This window comes from Thalassobacillus sp. CUG 92003 (assembly GCF_013618635.1).
GTDB lineage: Bacteria > Bacillota > Bacilli > Bacillales > Halobacillaceae > CUG-92003.
This window is the reverse complement of the sequence record NZ_JABLSJ010000009.1, coordinates 46,164-69,446: the sequence shown is the minus strand read 5'-3', so window position 1 is coordinate 69,446 and position 23,283 is coordinate 46,164. Positions and strand designations below refer to the sequence as shown.

General features: G+C 40.9%; 20 protein-coding genes. 18 read left to right on the top strand and 2 right to left on the bottom strand.

The genetic code is table 11. The features are described 5' to 3' along the window. Positions 1-30: 30 nt before the first annotated feature. A complete protein-coding gene (locus tag HOP45_RS14125; RefSeq protein WP_181350039.1) occupies positions 31-600 on the bottom strand; it encodes a hypothetical protein in 570 nt (189 codons plus the stop codon). 809 nt (positions 601-1,409) lie between these two features. On the opposite strand from HOP45_RS14125, the gene HOP45_RS14120 reads away from it, so the two are divergent. The 4 genes from HOP45_RS14120 to HOP45_RS14105 all read left to right on the top strand — a co-directional run bounded on the left by HOP45_RS14120 (position 1,410) and on the right by HOP45_RS14105 (position 7,829). Beyond that, positions 1,410-4,613 carry a chitobiase/beta-hexosaminidase C-terminal domain-containing protein gene (locus HOP45_RS14120; RefSeq protein ID WP_370458037.1) on the top strand — a complete coding sequence of 1,068 codons (3,204 nt, stop codon included), beginning with the start codon at positions 1,410-1,412 and terminating at the stop codon, positions 4,611-4,613. Between the two features lie 1,116 nt (positions 4,614-5,729). Further along, positions 5,730-6,161 (top strand): BrxA/BrxB family bacilliredoxin, encoded by a 432-nt coding sequence (locus HOP45_RS14115; RefSeq protein ID WP_181350038.1) that lies wholly within the window; start codon positions 5,730-5,732, stop codon positions 6,159-6,161. Positions 6,162-6,315: 154 nt separating this feature from the next. Continuing rightward, positions 6,316-7,275 (top strand): aromatic acid exporter family protein, encoded by a 960-nt coding sequence (locus tag HOP45_RS14110; RefSeq protein WP_370458036.1) that lies wholly within the window; start codon positions 6,316-6,318, stop codon positions 7,273-7,275. Positions 7,276-7,319: 44 nt separating this feature from the next. After that, a complete protein-coding gene (locus tag HOP45_RS14105; RefSeq protein WP_181350036.1) occupies positions 7,320-7,829 on the top strand; it encodes a L,D-transpeptidase in 510 nt (169 codons plus the stop codon). A 234-nt stretch (positions 7,830-8,063) separates the two neighbouring features. On the opposite strand, the gene prli42 is transcribed toward HOP45_RS14105, so the two are convergent. Further along, on the bottom strand, positions 8,064-8,174 hold the full coding sequence (gene prli42 / locus HOP45_RS14100; RefSeq protein ID WP_255437665.1) for a stressosome-associated protein Prli42: 111 nt from the start codon (positions 8,172-8,174) through the stop codon (positions 8,064-8,066). Positions 8,175-8,353: 179 nt separating this feature from the next. Between prli42 and HOP45_RS14095 the strand changes: the two genes are divergently transcribed. The 14 genes from HOP45_RS14095 (at position 8,354) to HOP45_RS14030 (ending at position 22,834) form a co-directional block, all read left to right on the top strand. Then, complete coding sequence (locus HOP45_RS14095; protein ID WP_181350035.1) at positions 8,354-10,012, top strand: acyl-CoA mutase large subunit family protein; 1,659 nt, start codon at positions 8,354-8,356, stop codon at positions 10,010-10,012. 11 nt (positions 10,013-10,023) lie between these two features. Next, complete coding sequence (mce, locus tag HOP45_RS14090) at positions 10,024-10,842, top strand: methylmalonyl-CoA epimerase (RefSeq protein ID WP_181350034.1); 819 nt, start codon at positions 10,024-10,026, stop codon at positions 10,840-10,842. Between the two features lie 5 nt (positions 10,843-10,847). Beyond that, positions 10,848-12,398, top strand: a complete 1,551-nt coding sequence (locus HOP45_RS14085) for an acyl-CoA carboxylase subunit beta (protein ID WP_181350033.1) — start codon at positions 10,848-10,850, stop codon at positions 12,396-12,398. A 63-nt stretch (positions 12,399-12,461) separates the two neighbouring features. After that, on the top strand, positions 12,462-13,589 hold the full coding sequence (locus tag HOP45_RS14080) for a M20/M25/M40 family metallo-hydrolase (RefSeq protein WP_181350032.1): 1,128 nt from the start codon (positions 12,462-12,464) through the stop codon (positions 13,587-13,589). 184 nt (positions 13,590-13,773) lie between these two features. Beyond that, positions 13,774-15,021 carry a DNA polymerase IV gene (locus HOP45_RS14075; protein WP_181350031.1) on the top strand — a complete coding sequence of 416 codons (1,248 nt, stop codon included), beginning with the start codon at positions 13,774-13,776 and terminating at the stop codon, positions 15,019-15,021. Between the two features lie 857 nt (positions 15,022-15,878). Then, the gene (locus tag HOP45_RS14070) at positions 15,879-16,217 is read left to right on the top strand and encodes a hypothetical protein (protein WP_181350030.1); all 339 of its coding nucleotides are present in this window, start codon (positions 15,879-15,881) and stop codon (positions 16,215-16,217) included. A 267-nt stretch (positions 16,218-16,484) separates the two neighbouring features. Then, the gene (locus HOP45_RS14065) at positions 16,485-17,111 is read left to right on the top strand and encodes a class I SAM-dependent methyltransferase (protein WP_181350029.1); all 627 of its coding nucleotides are present in this window, start codon (positions 16,485-16,487) and stop codon (positions 17,109-17,111) included. Positions 17,112-17,683: 572 nt separating this feature from the next. Further along, positions 17,684-17,992, top strand: a complete 309-nt coding sequence (locus tag HOP45_RS14060) for a hypothetical protein (RefSeq protein WP_181350028.1) — start codon at positions 17,684-17,686, stop codon at positions 17,990-17,992. A gap of 165 nt (positions 17,993-18,157) precedes the next feature. Beyond that, positions 18,158-19,411 (top strand): aminopeptidase, encoded by a 1,254-nt coding sequence (locus tag HOP45_RS14055; RefSeq protein WP_181350027.1) that lies wholly within the window; start codon positions 18,158-18,160, stop codon positions 19,409-19,411. 149 nt (positions 19,412-19,560) lie between these two features. After that, positions 19,561-19,935, top strand: a complete 375-nt coding sequence (locus tag HOP45_RS14050; protein WP_181350026.1) for a YybH family protein — start codon at positions 19,561-19,563, stop codon at positions 19,933-19,935. 552 nt (positions 19,936-20,487) lie between these two features. Next, positions 20,488-20,802 (top strand): YciI family protein, encoded by a 315-nt coding sequence (locus HOP45_RS14045; protein ID WP_370458031.1) that lies wholly within the window; start codon positions 20,488-20,490, stop codon positions 20,800-20,802. Positions 20,803-21,539: 737 nt separating this feature from the next. Beyond that, a complete protein-coding gene (locus HOP45_RS14040; protein WP_181350025.1) occupies positions 21,540-21,818 on the top strand; it encodes a YesK family protein in 279 nt (92 codons plus the stop codon). Positions 21,819-21,994: 176 nt separating this feature from the next. Continuing rightward, on the top strand, positions 21,995-22,144 hold the full coding sequence (locus HOP45_RS14035; protein ID WP_181350024.1) for a hypothetical protein: 150 nt from the start codon (positions 21,995-21,997) through the stop codon (positions 22,142-22,144). 429 nt (positions 22,145-22,573) lie between these two features. After that, positions 22,574-22,834, top strand: coding sequence for a DinB family protein (locus HOP45_RS14030; RefSeq protein WP_181350023.1), 261 nt, complete (start codon positions 22,574-22,576; stop codon positions 22,832-22,834). The last annotated feature ends 449 nt before the right edge of the window (positions 22,835-23,283 follow it).

Sequence of the window (23,283 nt, the reverse complement as noted above, 5' to 3'; positions counted from 1 at the left end):
ATCTCTTTCTTTAACTACCTTACAATATTTTTATATTGAAGCAGCGATTTTAATCAACTCGGCTTTCAATTCCTCGCTGTTTTCACTAAAATATGCGAGTTGCAAATTATATTCTTTTTCTTTATCAAACCAATGTAATTCGGCGCCATCGATTGCTTCGTTTATTTTAATAAACCCTGTGAGACCATCACTTATTTTGATTGTGTTGTAACCACTCATTCCCGCGTACTTACTATAATATCGATCAAAGTTTGCGACACTATATTCGACTCTCGGAATGGCTGGTTGTGTAATTGAACTTTCTTCCCACTTTGTATTTTCTTCTGTCGATGGATAGCGGATAGATGTTACCACTCTTTCCTCACTGTTTTCCCACCCAGTAATAATCACCTTTGTGTTTTCTTTCTCAAAAGGGAAATAGGATGGGTACTTCATTTCATATGGTAAAGCTTCTTCCGCTATTTCTTTTCTTACTGGCTTATATGTGGTGTTTATATCCTTATTTTCTACTTCAAGGCTCCTAGTATCTAATCCACTATTGTTTGTGTAAGCACACATAAGCACCAGTGTGAAGATAATCCCTAAACGTTTTTTATACAAACTGACACCTCATTAAAAAAATAAAAAAGTTTTGTTTTACGTAAATTCTCGTCGTATTTAATTACTCAGTTAGTTTCTCTTCCTCATTCTTGCCATCCTTTTGTTCTTCAGCATTGTATAAACGTGTTCACTATCCTGTTCCATTATCACAATAACTGATCGTCATTCTCTAAATCACCATTGAAGACTTAAAATCAAGGTTACAAATTATGCCGATTCATATTTTTGTATCGTTCAATATCTTCCTTCGCTCTAGACTGATTTTCAGTTAAAGCAGGATTCTTTTTTTTAAAACTTTTATTCCTAAGGTCGATAAAAATACCAATCCCTAAAAGGATCATAAAAGGTGTTAAAAGAATTAGCCAAACCACTATTCCCCCTCCCTATGCTTCAGATAAGAACATATCAAATAATCCATTTACCTTTGGAATAAGTGGTAACAGTAATCTTCAATCTAATATTCATACGACTTAGTATTCATGAACGTTTCATCCCATTATAATCCCGAAAAGGAGTTACCCCTCATCCTGCCCGTGTGATGGCCATTCATTAAAACTTAACATAATCTTAAGGTTACGCAGACCAAGTTTGCTAAATACTACAGGATCGTACGTTTCTGCGGGCCATAAACCAGCCGCGTTTTGCGCTATCTGGTCCTCAATAATGACCTTTGGACTAATAACAGCGACAAATAGCTTAATTCTTTTACACCATCTTACATAAATTTACACAGTCGTGACATTATTTCTAGTAAAATATAAAGAGAAAGACTAGGGTTCTACTTTAAAAAAGGAGGGCGTCAATTGAAGGTGAAACGTCGTAAGCAGGTGTTCAGTATTACACTGATTCTAACGTTGATTGTTGGGATGTTGGCTCCAGCATCACAGGCACAAGCTGCCCCGGAAGATGTTGGTGATCTATTTATCTCAGAGTACATTGAAGGCAGCAGCTACAACAAGGCAGTTGAAATTTACAATGGAACAGATGAAGCCGTAGATTTAGCGAACTATTCATTAGAATTATACAGCAATGGGCAACAAGAACCTGGCCAAACTGAAAGTCTGTCCGGTGAATTGCCAGCAGGCGAGGTGGTCGTAATCTCCCATAGTCAGGCAGGGAGTGACATTCATGAAAAAACAGATATCACGTCGCATGTAACTAATTTCAACGGTGATGATGTTCTTGTGTTGAAACATGATGGAGACGTAATCGATTCGTTTGGCCAAATCGGAACAGACGAAGATTTCGCTAAGGATACGACCTTCGTTCGCGAATGGTCGATCTCAAGCGGCGATACAAATCCAGAAGACGAATTCGACGACTCTGGGTGGGAAATACTTGCTAAAGATACGTTTACTTACCTAGGCTCGTACAGCGAAGGCGAAACTGCACCTGATGAACCGATCGAACAGCAGACGATTTCCGAAGTCCGCAACGGAGCGGAAGATGGTGATGTTGTCAAAGTAACAGGCACAGCTACAGCCTCGTTTGATTCCGGTGGGCAAACCAACCTGTACATACAAGATGACACGGCTGGAATCATTGTGCGTGCTTCTGGAATGGATGCTGAGGTCGGGGATGAAGTTATGGCCCAGGGTGAATACTCCCCATATTACGGGATGGCGCAAATCTTATCGTCTAATGCCAACGTCACCATTACTACGGAGGACAAAGGGGTGCCGGATCCTGTATCGGTCTCAGCAGAAGACTTTCAAGCCGAGAGCGGAGAAGACATTGAAGGGGAATTTGCTGAAGCTTCAAACGTGACGATCAAAAGTGTTAATCAACACGGCGATTTTACAGCAGAAGATGAAGCCGGTACGTTTAAAATAACACCTCAGGATGACAGCCTGCTTGAAGTTGGAGAAACTTACGAGCACATCAAAGGTGTGGTGAATTATAGTTATGAAGAGTATAAGCTTGTACCACGCGACAGCCGAGATGTCATTGACACCGTTTTTTCTGTCAATGCAACGCCTGATGAGGGTGATGTCCAACCTGGTACACATGTCGAATTGTATACAGAACAAGAAGACGCCTCGATCCATTACACAACAGATGGGACAGAACCGAGCGAAGCAAGTCCAGAGTATCAGGACCCCATCGAGCTCACACAGGATACAGTCATTAAAGCTGTGGTCGTGAAATCAAATGGTGAAACGAGTGACGTCTCTGCTTTCAGTTATACGATGCTCAAACCAGTAGACGAATTGAAAATCCACGATATCCAGGGTGCTTCCCATATTTCACCTTATGAAGGGATCGCCGTGGAGGATGTGACCGGCATTGTAACGAAGCGTGATGGTTCGAATGGTTTCTATATGCAGGATCCTGATCCTGATGGAGACCCTGCTACCTCGGAAGGGATTTATGTCTATAACCCGAACGGGGAAGTCAGCCCCGGCGACCAAGTCAGTGTCGCGGGTGACGTCACTGAATATAGGGAAGATGGCTATGATGATGCGAATGATCTTTTGACTACTCAGATTTCCGCGACTGATGTTGAGGTTGAACAGTCTGATCAGTCGCTTCCTGATCCAATCGTCATTGGTAAGGATCGTTCACAGCCGACTGAAACCATTGAAGATGATGGTATGGAAAGTTTTGATCCTAAAACGGATGGGCTGGATTTTTACGAGAGCCTTGAAGGCATGATGATTGCACTTGAAAACCCGACTGTGGTATCTCCTCCAAAATATGATGAGGTGGCTGTGTTTGTAGAAACCAGTCCGAATCAGCTTAGGAGTGAAGCCGGAGGTTTATTGATATCTCCTAATGATTACAACCCGGAACGCATGCTGATTGATGTTGAAGGGAAGGGCGTCAATGTAAAGACAGGCGATGCCTTTGACGGAACCATAACGGGGGTTGTCAATTATGACTATAGCAACTATAAAATTCGACCAATTGGTGACCTTCCTGCCACAGAAGATGGCGGGACAGAACGCGACGTCACTGATATTGAAGCAAACGAGGACGAATTAAGCATCGCCTCTTATAACGTCGAGAATTTTTCGGCTGAGACGGATGAGGAAAAAGTAAACAAAATAGCAGAATCCGTCACACAGAATTTAAAAACGCCAGACATCATTGGTTTAATTGAAGTTCAAGACAACAATGGTGCAACCGATGATGGCACCGTATCTGCTGATGAAAGTTACCAAACATTAATTGAGGCCATCGAAGCAAATGGCGGTCCAACGTATGAATTCACTGATATTGCACCGGAAGATAAAATGGACGGTGGGCAGCCAGGTGGCAATATCCGAGTAGGTTTCATTTATAATCCAGAGCGTGTGTCGCTAGCTGAAAAAGAAGCTGGAGATGCGACGACAGCGGTCGGTGTAGAAGAAGAAGGCCTTACGCTGAATCCAGGACGAATCGACCCGACCAATGAAGCTTTCAACGATTCCCGGAAATCCTTGGCCGCAGAGTTTGAATTTAAGGGAGAAGACGTTGTCGTGGTGGCCAATCACTTTAATTCTAAAGGTGGGGATGACGCTTTATTTGGAGCGGACCATCCGATTGAACTAGGGAGCGAAGTTCAAAGATTGAAGCAGGCAGAAGTCATCAATGGCTTTGTCAATGACGTTGAAAATACGATGAAGGATGCAAATGTTGTCGTACTCGGTGATTTGAATGACTTTGAATTTTCCGATCCTGTCAATACTCTTGAGGGAGACGTGTTAACGAACATGATCGAGGAACTCCCTAAGGAAGAACGCTACTCTTACATTTATCAAGGGAACTCGCAAGTGTTGGATCACATTTTAGTCAGCAAGCACATGAAGGAACAAACTAAAATTGACAGCGTGAATATCAATGCGGATTTCTCAGAAGCTGACGGGCGAGCGAGTGATCATGATCCGATTTTAGCGCAAATCCAATTTGAAGAGGAATCTAAGCATCCCGATTTACCGGATTGGCTTAAATGGCTGCTGCATAAGCTGAATATTCCGTGGGATAAACTGAAAGACTGGCCGATTTTCAATTTCCCACCGTTTAAACCATAAACTTAAACTATGCTCATGCAAGCGTAATAGAAAAGCTGAGGTTGGCATTTTTACAACCTCAGCTTTTCTGCGTTGCTTAGGAAACGATAAGATTCGTGCCCTGAGGATAACACATACCTAATAAGCCACGTCCGGCTCCAGCGCCTTTGTTCTTGGCCCCTTTTAAAGTTTAGTGTTGATATTACTATCAAAAAAAGAACTTCCAACTTTATGGAAGTTCTTCATTTTTTATATATTGGGCTAATTCAACTAAAGACCCTTTTACTTAAAGACTTAGTTTCGAGACTTTTGTGTGAGTTTAGGGGCTGCGGGAAACGGTTCACTTTCCGTGGGCGGGCGCTGAGCCTCCTCAGACTTCGTCCTGCGGGGTCTCAGCTGTCCTTCAAATCCCACAGGAGTCTCACCGTTTCCCTCCGCCCCTTTACCATATAAGTGTCTCGAATCTACTTGCGAGATAAGCAGCTTTTATGCAAAGTAATACAGAAAGATATAAACATCCGAGGCAGCTACTTTAAAAGTAAAAGTTTGGTATAGAGCGTTTTTCGCTTATAAAACGACGATCGTTGAAGACACGCATCACGAGCTAAGGGGTTCGTTTCCCTCATCTTTTGTATGGGGGTGGGAAGCTGCGAGACTCCCACCTGAAAGCGGAGGCGTCTTGATCAGCGGCGTATGGACTGGACTGAGCTGGAGGAGATAAAGGAAACACGAAGAACGACGTGATTCGATGTTGACTTATCGTACAGAAGCGAGGGAAGTCTCACTAGCCGCTAGACGCCGCAGCTGGATAGGTAAAATACGGCAGGGATTCTATCCAGAAGGCAAATACCCAATTAATTAGCGGAGAAGGAAGTAGGCAAGACCCCACAGGAAAGCGAGTAGCTTCCCAACCACCCCTAACTCTAACTACGGAAACGAACCCCGAGAACATCTCGAAATCGAGTTTTTCACAATTCAGCCTTTTGCAAAAGACTCCGTTTCGAGATAAATATCCACTTCAAATATCAACAACAAACTTTAACTGAGCCTTGTTCTTAGGAGTCGTTAATTGAAACGTGGCTTAAATGTTGGTAAGATGAACGTGATATGAATTTTACAATTCGAGGGGGATAATATATGGATTTCAATATTTACATGAACGATGTTGTAACAAAAGCACGTGATGAAATCGCAAACGCTGGATATACGCAGTTAACCACACCTGCAGAAGTTGATGAAACGTTGGAAAAACCAGGTACGACACTGGTTATGGTAAACTCAGTTTGTGGCTGTGCAGGTGGCGTGGCAAGACCTGCTGCTGCTCATGCTGTTCATTATGATAAGCGTCCGGATCAATTGGTGACTGTATTTGCTGGACAGGATCGCGAAGCAACAGACCGGGCTCGCGAGTATTTCGAAGGCTTCCCTCCATCCTCACCATCATTTGCTTTGCTGAAAGACGGCAAAATCGTAACGATGGTCGAGCGTCATGATATTGAAGGGTCAGAGCCTATGGAAGTCATCGGGCACTTGCAGCGTCTATTTGATGAACATTGTGAAGAATTTTAAAGTCTCATATTAAGTGTGACTGTAACATGGCGTGGATTCCCACTGAATTCACGCTTTTTTTATGGTTGGATATGGCATGGCCAGGTGTCAGTCCTTTTCCCCTTTGCTTACACATGTTATCATTTTAAAGATTTATACCTTAGTGCAAATAGAGGTGGCCCTAGTGAAGATAGGTTATCGCACGATTAAAACAGCGCTTGGCACGCCATTAGCCATATGGATCGCGCAAATTCTCCAACTAGACAATTTTGCTTCAGCCGGCATTTTAACGATTTTGTGCATTCAAGTGACCCGAAAACGTTCATATCTTTCTGCCTGGCACCGCTTTGCTGCGTGTTTGATTGCTATGCTCTATTCGTTTGTATTTTTCGAATTAGTCGGTTATCATCCTTTAGCCATTGGACTCATGTTATTTTTCTTTATTCCGACGACTGTTTGGCTAAAAATAACCCCTGGCATTGTCACAAGCTCGGTTATCATTTTACACTTGTATGGTTCTCAAGGCATCACCTTTGCTACCGTCTTTAACGAGCTCCAGTTAATTATAGTTGGGATTGGCACCGCACTCTTATTGAATGTGTATATGCCAAGCCTTGAACGTAAGCTCGAGGAATATCAGGCTGATCTGGAAGATAATTTTTCCGTCATATTACAGGAAATCGCGAAATATTTGCGAGATGGTAATCAATCATGGAGCGGACGGGAACTGACAGACACCGCCGATTTATTAGAAGAGGCCCAGTCGCTTGCTTTCCGTGATGTCGAGAATCATTTGCTGCGCGGACATAATGCTTTTTATCACTACTTTCATATGAGGCATAAACAATTTGAAATATTAGAACGGATGTTGCCGCTCGTAACACGACTATCGGGTTCCTATCATCATTCAAATCGCATAGCGGCTTTTCTAGAAGAGCTATCAGAAGGCGTGCACCCTGGTAATACAGCGGTCATTTATCTCCAGGAAATCAAGGATTTGCGTCAGCAATTCAGAGACGCACCCTTACCTGAATCGCGAGAAGAGTTTGAGGAACGGGCCAGTTTATTCCACTTGCTCCATGAAATTGAGCAATACTTGATCATTAAACGATCGTTTAAAAAAAGCGATGTATAAGGAGCGGCTAAGACCGGGGAAGCTAAGCAAAAAAGGTGATAGACATGGCACGTGTTCTGACCATTATTTTGTTTCTTTCCTTGATTTTTCCCCCTCAGGTTGATCAGCCTCTCATTATCGTTAATAAAGCAACAAATGAGTTAGCTATGTTTAATGAACACAAAGAGCAGCTCAGATTCCCTGTCGCAACGGGTAAGACGGAAGCATTGACCCCGGAAGGGCTCTTCACTGTTCTCGTCAAAGCTGAAGATCCTTATTATCGGAAGCTTGATACACCAGGAGGTGATCCTCGTAATCCTCTGGGATCGAGATGGATTGGTTTTGATGCCAAGGGGACTGATGGGAGAATTTACGGCATCCATGGGACCAACCGTCCGGAATCGATTGGCTCAATGGTCTCCCAGGGGTGTATCCGCATGTTGAATCAAGATGTCGAAGCATTATTTGAACGTGTACCTAAGGGTGTGAAGGTGTGGGTGGTCAATGAGGAGCAGTCGTTTGAATCACTCTACAACCAGTATTTAAAAAACGCGTGGAGTGAAATGTTGGAATAGTGTGGAGATACTGGCATCCGGCTGGTTGAAGAAGGAACAAAGCACCGCGTGAGAATAAAAAAGATTCTCCTCCATAGTGCCTCGTTAGGCAAATGGGCGAGAATCTTTAATAAAGGCGTATCATATCGAAAGGCAATGTTCCCAGCTGCTATATGTCTAAAAAGGCGATGATGAATCGTCTTTTATTTATTTGGAGCTGAGCATGCCTTTTCCTTTAAGTTCTAATTGAATGCGTTAGATTAATGCGCCTGCTCCTGCAAGTAAGGAAGACAAGACCATGGATAAAATCATGATATAAATGATAATTTTCATCCGACGTTGACGTTTCGATTGTTTTTCAGCCAAGGTTGCAAACCTCCTTCATCCTGTTCCTAACCGTATTCTACATGGAAATGAAAAAATGGACAAGTCCATAAAAATATTTGCCATCATTATCAGGAAATCTACTAAATTTTTGAATGATAACCCTTTCATATCTGTTATGCTAGTAGTATAGAACATGCTTGACCTAGGGGGTACATAACATGACATCATCATCTCATTATGATGAATCCAGAGAGGCTTGGGAAGCCGATCGTAACAAAACGAAACAACGCTTTCCTGAGCGTAAATCATCTTTTAAAACCAGCTCGGATATTGAAATCGACCCGTTATATACGCCGGAAGATAAATCAGATGACTATGCCGAACATCTCGGCTTTCCTGGTCAATACCCTTTTACACGAGGCATTCAGCCGACGATGTATCGAAGTAAGTACTGGACGATGCGGCAATATGCGGGGTTCGGTTCGGCAGAAGAGACGAACAGACGATTCCGCTATCTGCTCGATCAAGGGCAAACAGGGTTGTCCGTAGCATTTGATTTACCTACTCAAATCGGCTATGACTCCGATGATCCGATGGCCGAAGGTGAAGTAGGGAAGGTAGGGGTAGCCATTGACTCCCTGCAGGACATGGAACAATTGTTTCACGAAATCCCTTTGGATAAAGTCAGCACTTCGATGACAATCAACGCTCCTGCTTCTATTTTATTGGCCATGTATATTGCTGTCGGCGAAAAACAGGGCGTGGCGATGGAGAAACTGACCGGGACGATTCAAAACGATATCTTAAAAGAATATATTGCCCGTGGAACGTATATTTATCCGCCTAAACCGTCGATGCGGCTGATAACGGATATTTTCGGTTTTTGCCAGCAGCACGTACCCAAATTCAACACCATCAGTATATCCGGGTACCACATCCGCGAAGCAGGTTCGACGGCCGTTCAGGAAGTTGCTTTTACGTTAGCTAACGGAATGGCATATGTGGACGCTGCAATCGAATCGGGCCTAGAAGTGGATCATTTCGCTCCTCGATTAGCGTTCTTTTTCAATGCACACAACCAATTTTTTGAGGAAGTAGCGAAATTTAGAGCGGCACGACGTATCTGGGCTAAGATTATGAAAGAGCACTATCACGCAGAAAATCCAAAAAGTTGGAAATTGCGTTTTCATACGCAAACAGGCGGATCTACGTTAACAGCTCAGCAGCCTGATAATAATATTGTACGGGTAACCTTGCAAGCTCTTGCTGCTGTCATGGGCGGTACGCAAAGTCTGCACACGAACTCACGTGATGAAGCCTTAGCATTGCCGACCGAAGAATCTGCTCGCGTTGCACTCAGAACACAACAAATCATCGCAAATGAGAGTGGCGTAGCTGACACCATCGATCCTATGGGCGGTTCCTACTATGTTGAATCCCTCACGGATCGTATTGAAGAAGAAGTCAATGACTATCTCGAGAAAATCGACCAATTAGGCGGCGCCGTTCAGGCCGTGGAAGATGGATATATGCAACGTGAGATTCATCATACGGCCTATGAAACGCAAAAAGATATTGAAGCGGGTGAAGAGATTATTGTAGGGCTGAATCAATACAAGGTCGAAGAAGAGATTAACCCGGATTTGCTTCGTGTGGATGAGGAATTAGAAGCGGAACAAATCGAACAAACACGCCAAGTCAGAGAAACCAGGGATCAAACACGCACTGATGAATGTTTAGAGGCATTAAAAACAGCAGCAAAACAAAATAAAACGAATTTGATGCCTTATATTCTTGAGGCCGTCAAATCTTACGCCACGGTTGGTGAAATTGCTAACATCCTGCGCAATGAATTTGGCGAATATACTGAAATGTAGGAGGAGACGTTATGAAACAAATACGAGTATTGATCGCTAAACCGGGATTGGATGGCCACGATCGAGGAGCCCTTATCATTGCTCAGGCGCTTCGGGATCATGGCATGGAGGTCATTTACACCGGCTTGCGACAGTCTCCCAATCAGATTGCCCAGGCAGCCATTCAGGAGGATGTCGATGTAATCGGGTTATCCTCTTTGTCAGGCGCTCATAAATCATTGTTTCCAAAAGTGGTGGATGCCTTAAAGGCCCAGCAGGCTGAGGACATTCCTGTTGTGGCCGGAGGCGTGATCCCCCCGGAAGATGTACCGTATTTAGAGGAAAGAGGCATTACAAAAATCTTTACGAGCGGCTCTTCCACCGAAGCCATTGCCCATTATATCAAGCAGTTGATTGATAAAGATCGCGAACCGGTCACCAAACCCAAAAAGATAGCGCATATCGGCATTGCTGTTCACAGTATTGAACAGGCGCTTCCGTTTTATAAAGATGTAGTAGGGTTAGATCTTTCGGTGGTGGAAGATGTCGAGAGTGAACAGGTTAAAGTGGCTTTCTTGAAAATAGGAGAAAGCAACATCGAATTATTAGAACCGCTCTCAGATGGTTCCCCGATTCAGGCGTTTCTGACAAAACGGGGCGAAGGCATACACCATATTGCGTTTGAAGTGGATGATATTCATAATCGACTGGCACAATATAAAGAGCTTGGGGTTCCCCTCATTAATGAGGCACCGAAAAGCGGAGCGCACCAAAGTGAGATTGCTTTTCTACATCCCAAAGCGGCTCATGGGGTCTTATATGAGTTGTGCCAGCCAGCGGACAAGGAGTGAGACAGATGGATATTTATGATAAGATAAACGAGTTATATGATAAGCGGCGGAAAGTTCAGCTTGGCGGTGGTGACGAGCGTATAGACAAACAACATGAAAAAGGGAAGATGACCGCCCGGGAACGGATTGAATATTTAGTGGATGAAGGTTCGTTTCTTGAGTTGAACCCCTTTATGGAACATCGTGGTGACGATTTTGGTATGAATGGCAAAGACGCGCCGGGAGAAGGCGTGGTCACGGGGTTCGGAAAAATCGATGGCCGTGACATTTATTTGTTTGCCCAGGATTTCACGGTGTTTGGGGGTGCATTAGGGGAAATGCATGCTAAAAAAATCGCGGCTGTAATGGATTTGGCCGCGAAAAATGGGACCCCGTTTATCGGCTTGAATGATTCCGGCGGCGCCCGCATTCAAGAAGGTGTCTCGTCATTAGATGGATACGGGCACGTGTTTTATCGGAATTCAATCTATTCCGGCGTTATTCCCCAAATCTCAGTGATTATGGGCCCTTGTGCAGGCGGAGCGGTTTATTCTCCTGCCATTACTGACTTTGTCATCATGGTAGAGGAAACATCGCAAATGTTTATCACCGGGCCTAAAGTCATCGAAACGGTGACCGGCGAAAAGATCAGTTCAGAAGATCTTGGCGGGGCATACGTACATAATTCCAAAAGCGGCAATGCCCATCTGAAGACAGCAGATGAAGCCTCGGCATTACAAGCTGTACGTGACTTAGTCAATTATTTACCAGCTAACAATAATGAAAAGCCTCCACGTCACGAGTATAGCCACGAGGATGATGATTACCGGCCGGAATTAAATGATAAAATCCCATTTGACCCGATTCGACCTTATGACGTTCGCGTTATCATTGAGGAAGTGGCTGATGAAGGGTCCTTTTTCGAAATTCATCAGGATTTTGCCAAAAATATTGTGGTAGGTTTTGCACGTCTGCAAGGTCAGACCATCGGGCTGGTGTGTAATCAACCCAAATACATGGCGGGTGGACTTGACATCGATTCGAGTGATAAGGCTGCTCGTTTTATCCGATTTTGTGATTCATTCAATATCCCATTGATTACATTTGAAGATGTAACAGGTTTCTTCCCAGGCATTAAGCAGGAACATGGAGGCATCATCCGCCACGGAGCCAAAATTTTATATGCTTACTCAGAAGCTACTGTTCCGAAGCTTACGGTCATTACACGAAAAGCTTATGGCGGCGCTTATGTTGCCCTGAACAGTAAGTCTATCGGAGCTGACTTGGTATATGCATGGCCGAACGCTGAAATTGCCGTGATGGGGCCAGAAGGGGCAGCAAATATTATTTATGCAAAAGAGATCAAAGAAAGTGATGATCCGGATGAGACACGTAAAAATAAAATCGAAGAGTACCGGAATCGGTTCGCTAACCCTTATGTGGCAGCAGGCTTAGGCATGGTTGATGATGTGATCGACCCGAGGGAAACGAGACGTACGCTGATACAGGCGCTTGACATGTTGAAGAATAAGCATGAAGAGCGTCCGAAAAAGAAGCACGGTAATATCCCCCTCTAATTGTTTCAGCCTGGGATTTCTAAAGTGCTTTAAGTAAGGGTTACTCGTAAGGAGGATAACGATATGACGACAATCAACAAACAACGCTTATTAGATGAATTTATTGAACTTGTCCAGGTTGATTCTGAGACGGGTGAGGAAGCAGAGATTGCTGAGGTATTAAAGCAAAAATTTACTGACCTTGGCCTATCTGTTATAGAAGACGATGCCAAATCCAAAACCGGCCACGGTGCAGGCAATTTGATTTGTCATCTACCTGGAACGAAAGAGAATGTGGACACCATCTACTTTACATCCCATATGGATACAGTCGCCCCTGGCAAAGGGGTGAAGCCGATCGTCGAAAATGGCTATGTTAAAACCGACGGTAAAACAGTATTAGGTGCTGATGATAAAGCAGGCGTTGCCGCAATCCTGGAATCGATCCGGGTTTTGAAAGAAAGTCATGCTGAACACGGTGATATTCAATATATTATTACGGTTGGTGAAGAAAGCGGCCTTGTGGGTGCGAAAGCCCTGGAACGCGATCATTTGAAAGCGAAATATGGCTATGCCATTGATAGCAATGGCGAAGTAGGTAATATTATTTTGGCGGCGCCTACGCAGGCGAAGTTGAAAGTCAATGTAAAAGGCCAAAAAGCACACGCCGGTGTAGCTCCTGAAAAAGGGGTCTCAGCGATAACGCTGGCTGCTAAAGCCATTTCCAAAATGCCGCTCGGACGGATTGATGATGACACCACGGCTAATATTGGCCGCTTTGAAGGCGGAAAACAGACCAATGTTGTGTGTGATCACGTCAATATTTTGGCAGAAGCCCGTTCGCTTGAGCCGGAGAAAATGGAAGCTCAGGTGGAAAAAATGAAACAGGCATTTGAAGAAACAGCAGAAGAGATGGGCGGCGAAGTTGATATTCAAGTTGATATCATGTACCCAGGCTACAAACACGAAGCAGGTGAACAAGTTGTGGAGGTTGCTCGGACTGCAGCCAAAACGATCGGAAGAGACAGTGAACTTCTCACCAGCGGCGGGGGAAGTGACGCCAATATTATCGCCGGCCATAACATTCCGACGGTCAATTTGGCTGTCGGTTATGAAGATATTCATTCGACAAACGAACGCATTCCGGTTGCTGAGCTGGAAAAAATAGCAGAATTCATTACGGCTATTTCATCCCAAGCAGCAAAGAACTAAAAACACAGAATGAAACACAAAAAATCCGAACGGTTTCGCTGAAATCAGTTCGGATTTTTTGTGTAGATATTTAGGTAACCAAACAACTTGTGTTCAACAACAAACTTGCCCCGTATCATTCGTATTTCCACGTGCACATGATATAATAAAATTAGAACAAAGGTTCGTAAAGGAAGGATCTGTTATGAGCAAACGCTATCCTACGAATGGGCAAATCATCTTTCATGTGGATATGAATAGTTTTTATGCTTCAGTTGAAATGGCTTTCGATCCATCGCTTAAGGGGAAACCGCTTGCCATTGCCGGTAATCCTGAAGAACGGCGTGGGATTGTCGTTACGAGCAGCTATGAAGCCCGGAAATATGGTGTGAAGACGACGATGCCGGTCGGAGAAGCCATCCGACTCTGTCCGAACTTGACAGTCATGCGCCCCAATTTCCAGCGGTACAAACAAGCCTCACGGGAAATGTTTAAAATATTGGCCGATGTCACACCTGTTATCCAGCCTGTCTCCATTGACGAAGGGTACATGGACGTAACGTTGTGTGCCGATCAGGGCTCGCCCCCTGAGATCGCAGAAGCCATTCAGCGCCGTATAACAGAGGAACTTGACCTCCCGTGCAGCATTGGCATTGCGCCAAATAAATTCCTGGCCAAAATGGCTTCTGATATGAAAAAACCGATGGGGATCACCATTTTACGAAAGCGAGACCTGGCTACGACTCTCTGGCCCCTGCCAATTGAAGAAATGTACGGAGTCGGGGAGAAAACAGCAGTAAAACTTCGGAACCTAAAGATAGAAACAATCGGTGACCTGGCTGAAGCTGATACGTGGCAGCTTAAGCACGTTCTTGGTATCAACGGGGAACGACTGCAAAATCGTGCCAAAGGCATCGATTCCAGACCGGTTGACCCCGACGCAGTTAATGAATTTAAAAGCATCGGGACATCCACCACCCTTCCCTACGACACGACACAGGAAAATGAAGTGCGGCAAGTATTGCGGCGATTAGCAAGAAAAGTAAGTGATCGAATGGATGCTAAACGCGTATTAGCTCATAACGTACAACTGACCATCCGCTATCATGATCGTCGGACGGTGACACGAAGTATGCAGCTACAGGATTACATTGGCACCGCTGATGAGTTGTTTTCTATCAGTTTTTCGTTATTTGAAGAGCATTGGAATCAGCAGCCGATTCGACTGCTTGGCATTACGGCACAAGATCTTGCTGAAAAGAAAGAAATCACGCAACAATTAGACATTTTCAGTTACGAGAAGCACGCTGAAAAAGAAAAGCTTTATGAGGCCATGAACAATCTTACGGATAAATACGGAAAACATATGTTCCCGGATTTGTCGAGTACGTCAAAATCGACCCAGGTCAGTACGAGTTTTCAAAAGGATTTCTTAAATGATTATAAAAAGTGATAAAAAGCTGTCTCGAAGTGCGGATCATCTCCAGGTGGAGAAAATGAAGCAGGGGGCAGCTTTTTTTATTGAATGCGTTTAGTCGTTGTATGAAAGGCAGAGCCGTAAATAGTCAGTGTTCTAGCGTCTTTTATTGATTCAGGTTCGGGGTTATCTGTTATCTAGAAACTAAGTATTAAAGAAACGGGAAGGTTAGTTGAAGACTCAGTTTCGAGATAATAGACTGTATGAAACTAAATTGAATCGATTTCGTATGGTTATTAGGAAGCTTTATTACATAAGCATAGCAAATTGAGTTAATTAAACTGACGGAGCAGGATAGTTCAACAAGAGAGTAGCTTTTCGCTAAAAGGCAATGTTGTTGAATAGGGGTGAGGTAGAGGTGAAATTGGTAAGCAGGATTCAAGAAAGATACAGAAGAAGTAATAAGTTGTTTTTAGCTTTAAAAGTTCTTTTAAGCGCTTTTACAATTTACTTTGCTGTTAGGGTTTTATTCATATCTATTTCGGGGTTAGTGAGTTCGGATACTTCAACTGATTTTCCAAATTTATTCCTTTTTGGTATGCTTCTTTCTTTAGGATTCTCTAAGGCTGTCCGAACTTGTTGAAACGTTCGCTACCAAGAAAAAAGAATATTTTACACTATTACTTATGACTACATTCTTCCTTCTTGGTGTCTTCATATTTGTGGTGTGGGTATGAAATCGCATCTATTTAAGAGAGATGCCTGATTTTACTACTGAAAGATTAACACTAAGAAAGCTGACTTTTTCTGATTTAGATAGACGTTTTTAGATGAATTGCTACTGAAGAACTTCAGGAGCTTGTTCATTTATGATGAAAAGGGGGGGGATTATAATGAAAAAAGCATTATTATTTATATGGTTATTAATAATACTTTTCATAGTAGCAGCATGTAATGGTAAGGATGATTTTGCCAGGCATCATCCTGAGCTGTTGCCTGACGATTCTAACGGCTATGCAATATATGTTGTAGAGGACAGAATAACTCCTGAAATGCTTGAACAAGAAGACATAAGAATTACCTCGATAAGAAATGTTGAGTTAGAAGAAGCAAAAAAATATGAGCAACTAAATATAGAAAAGACGCCAGCGTATGTATTATTTGATCAAGATGGATTAGTTCTAAAAACATATGATTATGATGAGTTAATCAATCATTTAAAAGATGACTAATTATTAAGAGTAATCAAAGATCAAACTATATGGAAAACTCGATAACTTAAAAGACTAAACCACATTCTAAAATGTTTTTGTTAAGATGAATGAATTCAATGGTTTCACTAAGATAAGTATGTATTCCCGAATCTGGAAACAAATAAATTAGGGGGTTAAATAGGGAATAGTTCTGAGTAGTTTTACAATGAAAAATGGGGAATTTATGAAACCGCTGAATCTTTACAAGCCATTCTACTTATGTTGGAAAACAAAGGAGAATAGATTATGGGATTTCTAAAGAATTTTTCCCTGCAATTTCGACATCCGAAGGGTTTTGGTGGTAAGGTAGCAGGTTATATAATGGCCCATACGACAGGAGCGAGAAATGCCTGGACGCTTTCCCAATTAAATATTGAGATAGATGATCAAGTACTTGAGATTGGTCACGGACCCGGGATAGGCATTTTAAAATGCAGTGAAATGGCTAAGCAGGGAAAGATAACCGGGATTGATATCTCAGAAACAATGCATGAACTGGCTGCACACCGTAATCAGTCTGCTATTAAAAACGGAAACGTTGAGTTACGAATTGGAGGAATAGAGACCTTTGACTCGTTTGAGGAACGATTTGATAAAATCTATTCCGTCAATTCCGTAATGTTTTGGCCCGATCGACTGGCAGCATTTCAAAACTTATATGCTTGGCTAAAATCGGGTGGAGTGATCGCTACGACTTACCAGCCGATGTACAAAGGAGCCACAAAAGAAGATGCGGTAAACTATGCCGATGATTTGATAAACATTCTTAAAGAGGTCGGTTTTACGAATATTTCAAAAGAGATGAAGGATTTTAAGCCTGTAGCTGCGGTTTGTGTTCTCGCACGCAAAAGGACACAAAAGGATTACCAGTGATGCTTTTGAGCAGGATATTTAAAGTCTTTATTTATTTGATGATCGCTGCGTCCATTTTTTGGTACTTCATTTATTTTATCTTTCCCGATCAAGAAAGTTTTATCGGAATTCGATATCCTGAAAAAATCCTTTTCTTCGGTTCCGCCTCTTTCTTTTTCGCTGTTTTGGGTGGATCCATGTGGCTATTTAAAAAAGCAATCATAAAAGATAGGAGACTTCTCAATAAGGTCATAAGTCGAGGCACATATCGTTTTATTTACAAGCATCATGTATTAATAGGTATTACGGTCCTTATCACAGCTGTCTCCCACGTGGCTTACTTTTTGGTCAAAGGTTCAGATAGACCTTATATGACGGCGACAGGGTGGGCCGCCATGAATGTATTGGTGTTACTATTTATATTTGGATTATGGTTACGAAAGTCTTCTCACAATTATGCTCGAGTGTTGCATATGTCTTCTTCAGAGGGAATTTTCACATTATAGATTGCTTCAATCATTCGATAGGTGCAAAATTACACTAATGAAATGAATAAGCTTAACTTAGGTTTATTCAAAAAGGAGAAGTATCTAATGACTGGGCTTGTATTTAGTGGGTTATCTATACTTATTTTGTTGGGCGCAGCATTAAGCTATATTACAGCTAAGCGAGGATATGTGAGAAATAAAAAGGTGTTAGAAAACGGATTTTTAGCAACTTGTTTTACTTTTGTCTTTGGTCTCATTAGTGCATTGTTATGGTTTAAGTATGCAGGGCCTATTAATGAATTCTTATTATTTGGGGGGATGCTCTTCATAATTGGAATCACTTTCACTTGTATAGTCATTCTTATTGTAAATTTATTAATCAGGAAAAGGAAATTTATTCAAAATGAAAAATAGAGTCCTTACATAAGGTTGGTTTATTTCTTAATAGTTACATTGTTGGAAATGTCACGAATTCAAGTATTCTGCTAAAGAGGGCTAATGTTGAACAATGGTTTGTTCCCTTATCTAAATATATATAGACGAAAATAATGAACTAGGTCAGGACAGGGGAGATATTAAATGGATAAAGGAATATATGAATTTATTAGTGAAGCACAATTAAAAAAGTATGCAGAACTTGCTGTACGAGCTGGTGTAAATCTGCAAAAAAATCAATTATTGATTATTCATAGTGATATACAAAATGCTACGTTTGCACGGCTAATCCAAACGGCAGCCTATGAGGCAGGAGCTTCAAATGTGTTTATAGATTGGACAGATGAACAGTCTACCAAAGCATTTTACTTAAATGCAGCAGATAATGTCATCGATCACTTTCCTGATTGGCAGGCTGCCCGTTTTAAGGAGTGGGAAGAAACAGGTGCAGCCTACATCCATATTATTTCTGAAAACGTAGATGTCTTCAAGGAGGTTCCTACAGAAAGGATCAATCGTTTCCAAAAAGCTTCTCGTACCAAATTGAGGAATTATTATGCGAAAATTAGATCCCACGAGGTACGCTGGTGTCTTCTGGTTGTCCCAAACGTTGTATGGGCAACTAAAGTATTTCCTAACCTAAGTGAAGAAGAAGCTTTAGAGTCATTATGGACATTAATTTTAAAAGGCTCTCGGGCAGATGGGAATAATCCTATAAAAGATTGGGAGAGTCACAATAAAGCCTTCGAGTCTCGAAAAAAATTCCTAAACGAGAGCCAATTTGAGTCCCTGCATTTTACAAATAGCCGTGGAACTGATTTATTCGTTGGTTTACCTGAAAATCATCTCTATATCGGTGGAGGTGTCAAAGATAAAGATGGAATACCTTTCTTTCCGAACATTCCCACGGAAGAAATATTTACTGCTCCCCATAAACATAAGGTGAGTGGCAAATTGGTAGGTACTAAGCCTCTTATCTATGGGGGAAGTGTCATCGATGATTTCTATCTAATTTTTAAAGATGGACGGATTATCGACTATTATGCCGCAAAGGGCCAGGACGTGTTACAAAGTCTCATCGAAACAGACGAAGGTTCACATTATCTAGGTGAAATTGCCTTGGTCTCTAATAAATCTCCTCTTGCTCAGGCAAATACTCTTTTTTACAACACCTTGTTTGATGAAAATACGTCCTGTCATATTGGAATCGGAAATGCATCTCCCTCCAATATTCAAAATCGCATTGACCAATCTGAGGAAGAGTTGAAAGCTGCGGGTCTAAATACTTCACTTTTGTCAGTGAATGTGACCTTTGGTAGCGAAGATATGAACGTAGTGGGCATGAAAGCAGATGGAACTGAAGTCCTGCTTATGATGGATGGGGATTTCCAATTCTAATTCGTCTCCAAACTTAATAACAGAGAAAACTGATTTCTGGCGGCATTGCTGTAACAAATGAAGATTATGGATTATGTTTGTGAAAGCATGTACTTAACTAACCGGAGCAATAGTTAAAGTTCAACTCCACTCAAAAGGGAGGGGTTTTGATGTTTGCATCAACTCCACAACAAGCATTGAAGTTGTTAGAAGAAGCAACAAACACTCATGATTTCAAAAATGTGTCTGAGTTAATAAGTGAAGAAGCTGTATATTACTTTTCTGATGAAATTGTCTATGGACCTGAAAATCTTAAAAATTACTTTGAAAAAACCTGGAATCATATCCGTGATGAAGATTATCAGATATATGATGTTAATTGGATAAGTACTAGTGATACCGTTGCCGTATGCATATACACATTTCACTGGGCAGGAAAGATAAATGGTACACTAAAAGAAGGTCAAGGAAGGGGAACAAATGTATTTAAAAATGATGGTCATGGATGGAAAGTAGTTCATGAGCATTTGAGTACTCTACATTAAGACACAGAAACTAAACCTGATTGTCTTTCACCTCCAGATTTCAACTATTGCATGCATTATTCGAAAATCTACCGGAAGATATCTCGAAGGCAGGTGTTCCATATTAAGGGGTTAGAGCTGCGCAGTGTCTATTGCTTACTGTGCTATATATAAAGGATTAAGTAATTTAGTGGTGTAGGGGGTGCTTATTATAGGAAAGAAGTCTCTTTCAATCATATCGGGAATATTGTTCCTATTAACTGTTTTTCCTTTAATAGCTGGTTTAACTCGGTGGGGTAATGGAATATTTACATCTGTTTTAAATATAAGTATTTTTTTACCTTTAATTTTGGGTGTATTGGGATTAATATGTGGTTTATTTGGAATCAGGGGAACCTTAAAAGTGAGCCTTGTAATAATGAATATTGTTGGGATATGCCTTTCATCCTTCTTGTTATTTGTGGCGATATTTGGTTTTCAACAACCGTAAACTAAAAGGCACTATTGCTTAACTACTGTTTAGGTGAATCAAGAGTTATGTTAAATCAATAATTGATGAAATGGGGTTCATTTGTGAGAGAGTACATATACGTATTAAAATTAATTCCTAGGTTATATGAAGAAGAGAATTGGACGAAAGATGACCAAGACATTGTTGGACAACATTTTACAAGATTAAAAAATTACTGTGATAAAGGACAAGTAATGACGGCAGGTAAAACAGATAGAGATGATGAAAAGGGATTTGGGATTGTTATTTTTAAAGAAGAAAACGACGAAAAAGCAGAAGCATTTAAAAATGAAGACCCTGCAGTAATGCATGGCATTATGACTGCAGAAGTATTCCCGTACAGAACAGCACTTGGAATAAACGGTAGAAGTAGATAGTGACCAAATAATAAGAGTTGGATCTTCAACTAAAAGGTGCGTTGATTTTAGGATGAACAACCTCAAGTTATTTCGAATAACGAGTTTTACTATAACGGGGGCTTATCTTTAAAAAGGATAAGCCTCTTTTTTGTGTAAAAGTATTGAGTTCCTGGATTTGATTTGAAATAATTGGAATTATATATGTGGTAACAGTATCAAAAACACACTTCCATTATCGACTTGAGGAGGTATTATGAAGAAAATTTTATTAACTATATCAGTAATTGTTAACCTCTTTTATTTAATCAATGTACTTGCTGATTTCGGAATTAGGCTGTCAAATCCAATGAATGTTATCTTGGGATTCATATTTGTAGTAAGTATTTTGGGATCAATAATTATCCTGATACGTTCTAAACAAAATTCGGAATATCATCCTTATTTGTCACTTACCGTGCTTACCTTAAGTTTAGCTTCTTTAGGATGGTTTGCTTTTATCAATTATTTTTCATTAATAATGGGTGTGTAAGGACTCTAAAAAGGTTGATAGCTTGAAGTCGTTTCTAAAATATTAGCGGCGATTGAGCAAACTTAATAGGGTATCCTTTGCTACCCATTCGTAATTTTTTTAGTGCGTACACATAGAGAAAAAGAAAGGAAAGGTGTCTAATTGACTCTATGGTAACCCATATTATTCATTCCAGTGATATTCTACACTACAAGGGATCGGATCCTAATTAAAAGGAGATATGCTTATGATGCTTTATGGACCTTTATTAGTATCTTTAATACCGGGGATAATTGTATTGGCGCTTACGTGGTGGTTCAGGAAAAAGGAATTTTCCTTATTGATGAGGATGTTGCCTGGATGTTTATTAACTATTGGTGCTGTTATTCTTTTTTATATCGGTTTTGTTAACATTAGGGGCTTTGAAGGTGCAGCTTATGGCATTCTTAGTTTTTTACTAATCCTTTTTGCTATTACATCATTTGCAATTGGATTAAAGGTGAAAGTAAATACAATAAGGAATTAGAATTACCTTCTAATGTGAGATACGGGTTAAGGTTTATCTCGGTCTGTCTGCTTGAAAAGGGGGGGGTGTCAATAAAAGCACACGCTTATCGTGTTGATGGAGCTGGAAGTTCAACACGACTAATAAGAGGTATGTTAATATTAGAATAGTTTAATAGTATTTTGAGGAGGAAAATTATGACTTTCGAAGGGGATTGTCCTTTTTGTAATCCACAGAAAGATAACGACCAAAATATACTATTTGAAAATGAAACGTGTTATTTATTACAGCACAATAATCACCAAGATGTATTAGAAGGCTGTGCAGTCATAGTTCCAAAAAATTAAGAGAGAAAAACTAATAAAAAGATAATATTTTATTGTCTTAAAGTTTAAAGTACAGGGAGAGGTGGTTATATGGGGGCTTTCGAAATTAAGGGTTCATTTTTGGAATAATGGGGTTCACTTTCGGTATTATTGCTTTTACGACAGTGTTGAATAGTAATAATAATGTAAAGGAACTAGAAAAAAGAATCAATGATTTAGAGGAAAAATCGTGAACAATGTCTGAAGTATACGGGTCCGTTAGTTTAAGAGCTACTTCAAGGGATCTCGAAATCAAACCTTTCATATAAGGGGCGATTGTTCAATATGAGCAATCGTTTTTTTACTAACTGACAGGATTCGGGAAGACTTCATTTAAAGATAATAAGCAGTTTTAAAACTAATTTCTCTTTCAATCGTTTGGAAAATTAAAACAATTACAAAAGAGGGACAATGCGACATTTAATTATTTTGGGGTTTGGTCGTGTACCTGAAGTAGGGGAGCTCATCTTAGATTTAAACGAGCAATTAATTCGAATCCAACAAATCCCAGCAGAAAGGTTAAATGAGACTTTGGATGAACCCCTTTCAAGCCCGTTCGAGGGAGTTAAGAACTTTGAAGAATTATCAAGTTTGCTATTAATGCATGAAGGAACCCACTTGGGTCAAATTAATGCGATGAAACACATAATTAATGGTAAGCACTTCAACTGATGAACATCCGGAAATGGTAATAATAAGAAAGACTTTGTGTTATCTACTTTCGAAGGTGCGTTGTTCCTGCAACGTGCCTTTTTAATATAGAAATAGTAGGGATATTTTTGATAAGGTGGCTTTACTTATACAATCTTCATGATCAAAAGACTTTTAATATATACCATTTTATATATGAGTGATATATTGAAGATCTTTTATATACGGCATTGTTAAAGTTTAATGTTGATGTATATAGAATAAAAGAATTGCCTTAAAACTAGAAGTTATGTTTGAATTTATTCTCTTTTGGAACCACGCGTCCTTTAGCACAAGATAAGAGTTAATATTTTTCCGTATTTGACTTTGATACAAAAAACAATACGTTAATTGAATTATTCAAGTTTATAATATATTTCTATATGTGGATTTAAATTCCTTTTAATATCGTCCATTCGCTGATAATGTAT